Below are 10,292 nucleotides of genomic sequence, written 5' to 3' on the forward strand. Positions count from 1 at the left end.
CACGCCTTCGCGCTGGAAGGCGGCAGCGATGTGCAAAAGCAGCAGAACCGCAGCGAGCGCTATCGCACGCTGGAACGGGTGCGTCAGGCCCAGACCCGCGACCAGGACTTCGACTTCAACACGGTCGGTGCCTACGTGCAGGCTGAGATCGAGCCGTTCGAATCACTGAAGATCGTGCCGGCCTACCGGGTGGACAAGATCAGTGGCGACTTCACCAACAAGATGACCGGGCAGGACTACGACATCAACGACTATGGGCTGATCAAGCAGCCCAAGCTCAGCGTGGTCTACTCGCCTTGGCGCTTCGCCAGCGTCTACGCCAACTGGGGGCGCACCTTCCAGGTCGGTACCGGTGCGGCGGCCTACAAGGTGCCGCCGCGCAACGAAGACCTTGACCCGTCGATCAACGACGGCTGGGAAACCGGCGTCAAGTTCACACCTGCCAGCTGGATCGATGGCCGCGTGGCCTACTGGCGCCAGGACGCCACCGGTGAAGTCAGCCGCCGCCTCAACGACCCCAGCGGCGAATCGGACAACGTCGGTGAAACCCGGCGCTGGGGCTACGACCTGCAGGTCAACCTGCACCCGAACGAGCGCACCGAGATGTGGATGTCGTACTCCTGGCAATACTCGAAGATCCTTGAACCCAGCAGCGCATTGCCCGACAGCAAAGGCAAGGAAATCGACCACGTGCCGCACCACCTGTGGAACACCGGCATCAGCTACCAGGCCACCCCTGCCCTGCAACTGAGCGCCTGGGCGAACGGCCAGACCAACTACTACCTGGAGCGTGAGAATACCCAGGGCACGTACGGCGGCTACGTACTGATGAACCTGGGCGCGACCTACAAGCTCAGCGAAACCATGAGCGTCGACCTGCAACTGAAGAACCTGACCAACCGCTACTACGAGTACGTCTGGTACGACCCCGATGGCGCCGACGCCTCGCTGCATTCGCCGGGTGACGGTCGGGCCCTGTATGCCGGGGTGACCTTCGATTTCTAAAAGGGATCTGCGTTCTGCCTGGTGAGTGGTCTGTTACGCCAAAGCGGCGTTATAACGATCACTTGCATCAGTTGAGCGGGGTGGGTGGGAGTGTCCCCAGCAGTGAGACCGCTGCGACTGCCGCCACCCCACAGAACCATTCAACCAGGATGCTGGTGCGCAGTACGTGAATACGGCCTGATCGAGCATTCAGTCGATTGAAGAGTGCCAGCAACAGCATCGCCATCACCAGGCTAGCCTTGATCAACAAAATGAGCGCGAAGCCGCTGAATAGCGGGGTCGGCCAGTAGGCGCCACTAAGGACCCGGACGTTTATCAGGCCGGTGAGGAGGATGCTGGCGACCAGGCAGTAACCGATCGTGCTGAATCTGTGCAGCACTTGGCGAGCGTCCTGTGGAGCACGCTGCATCAACACCATCAAGAGCAGTGTCAGCCCTCCAAGCCATGCGCCAACACAGAGAAGGTGGATGACTTGGTTGACGTTCAGGAGCTGCCCACTGATACCGTCAAACATGGCGACGTGACCAACCGGTGCCAGAGAGGCGAGCACAAACCCGCTCAGAATGACTCGCAAGTTGAATGGCGGGCGGGGATTGAGACACAGGCATACAAACAGTACCAGGCTGACGATCAGGTGCGCCGCCCAGACCCGGCCAAAAAAAGTACTGCGCAATACCTGCAATACAGCCTGCACATCAACTGCGGCCTGCCAGGAATCAGCCATGCTGGCCGCTGTGACCATCAACCATCCAAGCCCACTGACCAGTGACAACAGCGCGAGCAACCGCAGCGCTCGGTCGAGTGCTTGATCCAGGGACATATACGCCACGGCCCCTGTGTTGGAGCCCAGCAACAGGGGCCTGAGCAAACTGGCCCCGAACATCATCAGCACGATAGAAAAGTGAACGAACCGGCAAACGATTATCGCGCTGTCCATGCACTCAGTTACCTACCGTAAACGCGTAGTGACCTTCGCTTTTGTGGGTATCGACCGAGACGGCATGCCATTGAACCTCGTACTGGCCGGCGGCCAGAGGTTGCTCCGGTGTGACGATGAGGGTCTTTTTATCACTCGGATCGGTCGCGATGCTTTTCACCGAAACGGCCGCACCACCGGTTGTGATCTCGACCTTGGTGAACTTTTCTTCGACACCTTCCGAGAACACCAATCGCAACTCTGTAGGCGCCTTAACGGTGCTGTCCGCGGCAGGTGTTTCGCTCTTCAGATGGGCGTGAGCAAAGGCGGGTGTGACAGTCGCGACCGAGGCAAGCAGCGCTACGGTCGTGAGTATCGTTCTTGCAAAATGTGCAGGCATGGGTCAGGTCCTTAAGCGTCAAACACGGTTAGTCGATGATAGCTCAAGGGCAAGACCTGATTCAGTTCACCAGCCAACTAGCGCTTGAGCAGCAGGATAAAGAACAACCCGCCAAGTGCCGCCGTGGCGATGCCGATCGGCAGGTCTTGCGGCGCGATGACAGTGCGCGCCGCCACATCCACCCAGACCAGGAAAATCGCCCCAAGCAATGCGCTGACCGGGATCAGTCGGCGATTCTCGGCGCCCACCAGCGCACGGGCCATGTGGGGCACCATCAGCCCGACGAAGCCAATGGCTCCGCTGAGCGACACCAGCACGCCGGTCAGCAGCGAGGTGCAGACGAACACCTGCAGGCGCAGGCGCTTGCCGCTGAAGCCCAGGCTCAGCGCCGTCTGCTCGCCGCTCATCAAGGCGTTCAGGCCACGCCCGAGCAAGCGCAATGCCAGCAGCCCGGCCAGCACGCACAGCGCCGGCAGCCAGATCAGGTTCCAGCGTGCCGCCCCCAGGCCGCCAAGCATCCAGAATACCACCGAGGCCGCCGCATGCTGATCGCCGGTGTACAGCAGCAGATTGACCAGCGCCATCAGCACGAACGACACCGCTACTCCGGCCAGCAACAGGCGGTCGCTTTCCATGCCTGCGCCGCGCCGGGCCACCGCGATCACCAGCAGCATGCTGCCTGAGGCCCCCACGAATGCAGCAAGCGGCAGGCTGAAGACCCCGATGAACTCGCCTAGGTAGAGCATCACCAGCACCGCTCCCAACGCCGCCCCGGAGCTGACACCGAGCAGGTGCGGGTCGGCCAACGGGTTTCGGGTGACCGCTTGCAGCGCGGTGCCGACCAGGGCCAGGCCAGCCCCCACCAACGCCCCCAGGACCACCCGGGGCGCGCGGATCACCCAGACGATCTGCGCCTGGCTATGGGTCCAGTCCCCGTCAAGGTTCAAGCCCAGCTTCTGGCCGACGATGCCTGCCACATGGGCCAGCGGCACCGACGCCGGGCCGAAGGCCAGGGCACAAAGGCACGACAGCAACAACAGCGTCAGCAGGATTGCATTGAGTCCGCGATGCCCCGCCAGCCCGCCCCTGCCGATCAAGGCTGGGCCACCGGCGGCGACTGTGGGTGCAGCGCCTCGGCGAGCACTTCGATGGCCTGCGCATTCTCCACCGACGGCGTCACCTGCAGGTAGCTGAGTACCACAAAGCGTTGATCACGGATGGCCTGCACATCCTTGAGCGCCGGCTGGCGCAGCAGGAAATCGCGTTTGGCCTGCCAACTTTGCGGGCCATAATCGACGATCATGATCACTTGCGGGTCGCGCTCCACCACACTCTCCCAGTTCACCTGAGTCCAGCTGGCGTTGACATCCTCCATCACGTTGTTGCCCCCGGCCGCATCGATCAACGCCTGGGGCATACCCAGGCGGCCCGAGGTGGTCGGCCGGTCTTCACCGCTGTCGTAGAGAAACACCCTTGGCCGCTGGCTTTTGTGCGCCACGGCCGCGCGCACCGTCGCGATGCGCTCGCGCATCTGTGCCTCCAGTGCCTGCGCCCTTGGCTCGACCGAGAAGATGCGCCCCAGGTTGTCCAGGTCGCGGTACACATCCCCAACACTGGCACGCGGCTGCGGCATGACCCAAGAGCACGATTCGCTCAGTTCGTACACGGCAATGCCAAACGGCGCGAGCGTCACCGGCGTGACCGGCCCGCCCACGTGCATGCCGTAGTTCCAGCCGGCGAAGAACAGCTGCGTGTCGGCCGCCAGCAAGGTCTCAATCGAAGGGTAGCGGCTGGCCAACTGCGGCACGCCGTCGAGCGCCTGGTCGATCCACGGATCGCGGTGCTTGTTGCGGGTAAAACCGGTATAGCCGACGATTCGCTCGCGCAAGCCCAGGTGCAGCAGCATGGCGGTCATGTTCACATCGTGCACCACCACCCGTTGCGGGGCTTGCGCGAAGGTCACATCGCGCGCGCAACTGCGCACGCTCAAGGGATAGTCACTGGCCGTGGCCGGCAATGCAATCACGGCAGCCAGCAGCCAGGTCAGGTAGCGCAGGTTCATGGTTGGGTGATCCAGGTAATTCGCGGGTAGGCATGCAGCGGGTGCGGGTCGACCAGGGCATCGACGCCGAACACCTGCTTGAGCAGAGCTCGGGTCAGCACTTGGTTGGGCGTGCCGCTGGCGACGATGCGGCCTTCGTCGATGACATACAGCCGATCGCAGAAAGCTGCGGCCAGGTTCAGGTCATGAAAGCTGGCGATGATGCTCAATTCCAGCCCGCGCAGGTGCTGCAACAGCTCCAGCTGATAGCGCGGGTCGAGGTGGTTGGTCGGCTCATCGAGGATCAGCAGCCCGGGTGCCTGCACCAGGGCCCGCGCCAGCAAAACCCGCTGCTTCTCGCCACCGGACAGCGTGGCGAAAGGCTGATCGGCGTGGGCACCAAGCCCGACCTGGGCGAGCGCCTGGTTGACTCGCTGCACGTCCGCGGCGCTGTCACCGTCGAACAGGCCTTTGTGTGGCGCCAGGCCCAGGCTGGCGACATCGCCGACGCTCAAGCCGAATGCCTCGGGAAACTCTTGCAGCACCACGGCGATGCGTTGCGCGCACCAGCGCGCCGGGCGTTGCCAGATGTCATCCTGGCCAACCCGCACACGTCCGGCGCTGGGCTCGCTGGCCCGATAGGCACAGCGCAGCAGGCTGCTCTTGCCGCTGCCATTAGGGCCGATGAGGCCGACGAACTCACCGGCGCCAACCCGCAGGTCCACGCCTTGCAGCAGCGTCCTTGGCTGGCGCCCCGGCGCCTTCAACGTCCAGTCCAGGGCTTCGATATTCAGCGTTGTCATGCCGTGCCACCTCAGCAAGGCACCGGCCGGCTGGCCGGTGCAACAGTGTCAGAAGCTGTAGTCCGCCGTGACGAAGAACGAACGTGGCTCGCCCAGGTACCACTGCCGGACATTGTTGTCGGTGCTGGTGGCGTACAGGCGGTCGAACAGGTTGTTCAACTGCAGGCCCAAGGTCAGGTCCGCTTGTACGTGCCAGTCGAAGTTGGTATCGACCACGGTGTAGCCTGGCACCTTGACGGTGTTGGCGTTGTCCGCATAGCGGCTGTCGACGTAACGGGCCCCGGCGCCTGCGCTGAAGCGCTCGCCGAAGTCCTTGCTGAGCCACAGGTTGGCCGTGCGCCGCGGCACGTTGATCGGCCGGTTACCGGAATAGTCGTTGCCGGCACTGGCGAACTCGTCGTACCTGGCCCGTACCCAGGCCGCGTTCGCTGACAGTTGCAGGTCGTACGGCAGGCGCAGTTCCAGGGTCGCCTCGAGGCCATCCGATGACTGCTGGCCTACCTGCTGTTGCAAAGTAGGGTTCAGTGGGTCGGTGCTCAGCAACTTCTTCTTGACGATGTGGTACGCCGCCAGCGTCCACTCCCCTCGCCCTTCGGGCAGCATCTGCTTGATGCCGACCTCGGTCTGCTTGGCCGTGCTCAGGTCCCATTGCTGCTGGGCGGCGTTGAGGGTCAGCAGGTTGCTCACGCCCTCGGTGCTAGTGGCGTACTGGCCGTAGACCGACAGGTCCTCGGTCAGGGCGAACACAAGCCCCGCCCGCCAGTTGTCTCCCGACAGGCTGCGATCACTGCGGGTGTCGGCGAGCAAGTCCTTGCGGTTCAGGTGCACCTGGTCGCGGCGCACGCCTGTGATCAGCGACAGGCGTTCGGTCAACTGTGTGCGGTTTTCGGCAAACAGCGAGAACTGCCGGGCCTGGTTGGCTTCGCGGCTGCGGAACGGGTCGTTGCTGATGTACTCGCCACCCCCGGAACCGGACAGCGGCACGGTGTCGCTCAGGGTGTTGCCGAAGTCGTGCTTGCGCACGAAACGGATGGAGTTGTAATCGGCACCGAGCACCGTCTGGCTGTCCAGGCCAAACAGCGAGTGCTGCAGGGTGGAAGTCTGGCGGTCGCCGATCTGCTCCTCGGTCTGCTTGATGCTGATGAAGTTGCTGCGCAGGATCTGGTCACCCGGTTGCCAGGTGTAGCTTTCGGCATTACGCCAGCGGCGCTGGACCTTGAGGAAGTACAGCTGATTGCTGGCGCTGAGGTTGTCGTTGATCTGCCAATCGGTGACCAACCGCGTGGACTGGTCGTTGTAGTGCACTTCGGCATTGTCGACGTTGTAGTTGTGGTCGCGCAGCGACTCACGCAAATGCCCGTCCGCCAGCGGCGTGCCGAAATACTGCTGCGGGTCCTGGTCGGCGTAGTCATGGCTGAGGGTGAAGCTCAGGTCGTCGTTCGGTTGCCAACGCAGCGAGCCACTGAGGGCGAGGCTCTGCGAATCGCCACGGTCGACCCAGCCGTTGCTGGCCAGTTTGTTCAAATTCAGCCGGTAGCTGAGGGTATCGTTCAGCGAACCACCGCTGTCCAGGGCCATCTGGCGACGATCATCAGAGCCGTAACCCAGGCGAAAATGGTTACGGATCTCACCCTCGAACGGCTTTTTTGGCACAACGTTTACCACCGCGCCGGTGGCGCCTTCGCCGTACAGCACCGACGCCGGGCCACGCAGGATATCGATACGCTCAACCGACCAGGTGTCTACCGGGAAGGTGACCGTGCCCGCACCGACATACAGGCGGGTGCCGTCATACAACTGCATGGTCGAACTGTGCCCGGTAAAGCCCCGCGCCGACAGGGCCGTGCCGCCGTTGCCGGGTGTGCCGATGAAGGTGATACCGGGGGAGCGGGTCACCGCGTCCTGGACGCTGGCATTGTTGCGCTCGAGGATTTGCGCCGAGCTGATGCTGGTGACACTGGCAGGCGTCTCCAAAGCAGTGAGATTCAGGCGCGAGCCGCTGGTGGTCGGCGTATGCAGGTCTGGCTGAGGGTTCACCACTGCGACACCGGTCACATCGGTGGCCGGCAAGGCCAGGGCTTGATCCGTTTCGGCGGCCTGGGCCGAAACGCACAGCAACAGGCAGGGCGCCAGGCTGGCACGCAGCACAGAAGCGGGCAAAGGACTGAACAGCGAAAGTCGGGACATGTCGTTCCACTTGAAGCAGGAATGGAAGAAGCCCGGAGGGATAAACGCACAGGGAAACGCAGGCGTGCGCCTACGCAAACCGGCCTGCGCCCGCCCACCGCGGGTTGCCTATACATGCTTCAGGCCGGTCTCCGGGCTCGCGAGGGTCATGAAGCATTCACCTTCCCATGCCAGGGCACAGTGGTCTTTCGAATGCTTCGCTCGCATACCGTTGCGGGGGCAGCGCCGGACTGATCATCACGCGATGACGAACCGGCTTCCCGTTTCACCCCAGGCTCGACGGCAAGGGGCACCTGAAACAGGCGCGCAGGGGAACATCAAAGTGCCGCCACGTCAAGCGCAGGCGGCAACCCAAGGGACGGGCTCACTCACCTTCCCCATGCCGTGGCGCGGGAAGGACATGCACATGCCCATGCTCGACTCCACGCTCCACCGTCAATTGTCGGGACAGGCGGTCAAGTGCCCCGCTCGGCCCTTGCAGCACCGAAACTTCCAGGCAACGGCCGGCATCCAGGTGCACGTGCAATGTTGAGCGCGTCAGTTCATGGTGGGCATGCAGGGTCTGGTTGAGGCGCTTAGGCAATTCGCGGCTGGCGTGGTCGTACAGATAGCTGACCACCGCCACGCACGGGACCTCGTCGGGCAACGCCTCGGCTTCACGCAGGCCGCTGCGCAGCAGATCGCGAATGGCCTCCGAGCGCCCTTGATAGCCCTGCGCCTCCACCCGCCGGTCGATGAGATCCAGCAGCTCTTCGTCCAGCGTGATGGTGATCCGTTGCATTTTGTAACTTCCAGTAAGATGATTTTAGATAGACATCATACCCACCCTTCTTTAGCCTACGGCCTCCGTTGAAGTGGGGGACGCAGTGTGAAGCAGCAGCCTGGCAAACGAAAGCCCGCCCTGTGGGGCATCTTCTGGCTCGCGGCGAGCACCTTCGCTCAAGCCGCCGACATCCAGGCGCCAAACCCGACACTGGTGTACTCCTGGCCCGTCAACGCGGGCCCACTCGACCCGCGCGGCTACTCGCCGAATCAGATGTACGCCCAGGCGATGGTGTATGAGCCGCTGGTGCGCTACACCCACGCCGGTACTGTCGAGCCGTGGCTGGCGACCGGTTGGAAGGTGTCCGAGGACGGCAAGACCTACACTTTCACCCTGCGCGACGGGGTGCGCTTCAGCGATGGCACTGTGTTCGATGCTGCGGCCGCCAAGGCAAACCTAGATGCGGTCCTGGCTAACCGCCAACGCCACCGCTGGATGGAATTGGTCAGCACCCTCGACCACGTAGAGGCCCCTGATCGGCTGACCTTGCGCCTGGTGCTCAAGCACCCTTACTACCCCACCCTGATGGAGCTGGCCCAGGTTCGCCCGCTGCGCTTCGGCGCGCCTGCTGCCAAGCCTGGGCAGCCCGTCGGTACCGGGCCCTGGGTACGTGCCGAGTTTCGTCTGGGCGAGTTCGACCGCTTCGTGCGCAATCCGCTGTACTGGGGGCCGAAGCCGGCCTACGGCGAAGTCATGGTCAAGGTCATCCCCGACCCCAACAGCCGTGCGCTGGCGCTACAGGCTGGTGAAGTGGATCTGATCCAGGGCGCCGCAGGCGAGATCACCGCAGGCACCTTCGTGCGCCTGCGCGACCAGGGCTATGCCACGGCACTGTCGGCGCCACTGGCTACGCGCACGCTGGCCATGAACACTGGCCGTGGTGCCACCCGCGACCTGGCGGTGCGCCAGGCGATCAACGAGGCGGTGGACAAGCAGGCAATCATCGACAAGATCCTTTACGGCCTGGAGCCCAAGGCCGACACACTGTTCGCCAGCAACATGCCGTACGCAGACATCGGTCTGAAACCCTACCCGTACGACCCCGCTCAGGCGATGCAGGAATTGGAGGCCGCAGGCTGGACACTCGCCCCCGGCGCGTCCGTGCGCAGCAAGGGCGGCGAGCCACTTACAATCGAACTGGTGTTTCTCGGCACCAGCGCCCTGCAGAAAAGCCTGGCCGAAGTGCTGCAAGGCGAGCTGGCCAAGGTCGGTATCCACATCGAGCTGCGCGCCGTGGAAGAAGGTGGCTTGGTTCGCCGCCAGCGCGACGGTGATTTCGGCATGATCTTCGCCGATACCTGGGGCGCTCCTTACGATCCGCATTCGTTCGTCAGCTCGATGCGCTATGCCGGGCATGCCGACTACATGGCCCAGCGCGGCCTGGCGATCAAGGACGAGCTCGACCAACGCATCGGCCAGGTGCTGGCCAGCACCGACGAGCGACAACGCGCCGAGCAGTACCGTTTCATCCTCACCACCCTGCACGAACAGGCGGTGTACCTGCCGATCTCGCACCTCACCGCCATCAGCGTGCGGCGTGACTCGGTAGCACACGTGCAGTTCGGCAGCACCCTGTTCGACGTGCCGTTCGAGGCCATGACACCCCGGCAGGAGCCCTGACATGCTGCGCTACATCTTGATGCGCCTGGTGTTGCTGGTACCGGTGATGTTCGGCGTGTCGCTGCTGGTGTTCGTGCTGTTGCACCTGGGCAGCACGGACCCGGCGCTGGATTACCTGCGCCTGTCGCACATCCCGCCGACCGATGCGGCCATCGCCGAAGTGCGCCACACCCTGGGGCTGGACCGGCCCCTGTACGCGCAATACCTGAGCTGGCTGTGGAACGCGCTGCACCTGGACTTCGGGATCTCCTACCTCACCGGGCGGCCGGTGCTCGATGACCTGCTGTACTACCTGCCCGCCACCTTGCAACTCGGCGGCCTGGCCCTGGCTTGCACACTGCTGCTGTCGATTCCGCTGGGGCTGCTAGGGGCACGCTGGCAGGGCCGCTGGCCCGACCATGCGGTGCGCGCGGTGACCTTCCTTGGCGTGTCGATGCCCAACTTCTGGCTGGCATTCTTGCTGATCGCGCTGTTCTCGCTGTGGCTGGGCTGGCTGC

At 63.7% G+C, this 10,292-nt stretch carries 10 protein-coding genes and 1 riboswitch; of the genes, 3 read left to right on the forward strand and 7 right to left on the reverse strand.

Annotation, left to right across the window (positions count from 1 at the left end; genetic code table 11):
• Positions 1 to 1,005 (forward strand): TonB-dependent receptor (locus G1E_RS23470; protein WP_047150151.1); only part of this gene is annotated, 1,005 nt, incomplete at its 5' end.
• Between the two features lie 67 nt (positions 1,006 to 1,072).
• Here G1E_RS23470 and copD read toward each other — a convergent pair.
• The 7 genes from copD to nikR all read right to left on the reverse strand — a co-directional run bounded on the left by copD (position 1,073) and on the right by nikR (position 8,133).
• On the reverse strand, positions 1,073 to 1,942 hold the full coding sequence (copD, locus tag G1E_RS23475) for a copper homeostasis membrane protein CopD (RefSeq protein ID WP_009686864.1): 870 nt from the start codon (positions 1,940 to 1,942) through the stop codon (positions 1,073 to 1,075).
• Positions 1,943 to 1,946: 4 nt separating this feature from the next.
• On the reverse strand, positions 1,947 to 2,321 hold the full coding sequence (gene copC / locus G1E_RS23480) for a copper homeostasis periplasmic binding protein CopC (protein WP_009686865.1): 375 nt from the start codon (positions 2,319 to 2,321) through the stop codon (positions 1,947 to 1,949).
• Positions 2,322 to 2,398: 77 nt separating this feature from the next.
• A complete protein-coding gene (locus G1E_RS23485) occupies positions 2,399 to 3,418 on the reverse strand; it encodes an iron ABC transporter permease (protein WP_009686866.1) in 1,020 nt (339 codons plus the stop codon).
• On the reverse strand, positions 3,415 to 4,383 hold the full coding sequence (locus tag G1E_RS23490) for an ABC transporter substrate-binding protein (RefSeq protein WP_009686867.1): 969 nt from the start codon (positions 4,381 to 4,383) through the stop codon (positions 3,415 to 3,417). The genes G1E_RS23485 and G1E_RS23490 overlap by 4 nt, the downstream gene beginning before the upstream one ends.
• Complete coding sequence (locus tag G1E_RS23495; RefSeq protein ID WP_009686868.1) at positions 4,380 to 5,165, reverse strand: ABC transporter ATP-binding protein; 786 nt, start codon at positions 5,163 to 5,165, stop codon at positions 4,380 to 4,382. Before G1E_RS23495 ends, G1E_RS23490 begins: the two co-directional genes overlap by 4 nt.
• Positions 5,166 to 5,213: 48 nt before the next feature.
• Complete coding sequence (locus G1E_RS23500; protein WP_082437907.1) at positions 5,214 to 7,352, reverse strand: TonB-dependent siderophore receptor; 2,139 nt, start codon at positions 7,350 to 7,352, stop codon at positions 5,214 to 5,216.
• Between the two features lie 104 nt (positions 7,353 to 7,456).
• Positions 7,457 to 7,664: riboswitch (cobalamin riboswitch) on the reverse strand.
• 52 nt (positions 7,665 to 7,716) lie between these two features.
• Entirely contained in the window at positions 7,717 to 8,133 is a 417-nt protein-coding gene (gene nikR, locus G1E_RS23505) for a nickel-responsive transcriptional regulator NikR (RefSeq protein WP_009686870.1), read from the reverse strand.
• 87 nt (positions 8,134 to 8,220) lie between these two features.
• On the opposite strand from nikR, the gene nikA reads away from it, so the two are divergent.
• Entirely contained in the window at positions 8,221 to 9,795 is a 1,575-nt protein-coding gene (nikA, locus tag G1E_RS23510) for a nickel ABC transporter substrate-binding protein (RefSeq protein ID WP_009686871.1), read from the forward strand.
• Position 9,796: 1 nt separating this feature from the next.
• On the forward strand, positions 9,797 to 10,292 hold a 496-nt coding region (locus G1E_RS29845; RefSeq protein WP_256220458.1), incomplete at its 3' end, for an ABC transporter permease subunit.

The sequence above is a fragment of the Pseudomonas sp. TJI-51 genome (assembly GCF_000190455.2).
Lineage (GTDB): Bacteria > Pseudomonadota > Gammaproteobacteria > Pseudomonadales > Pseudomonadaceae > Aquipseudomonas > Aquipseudomonas juntendi.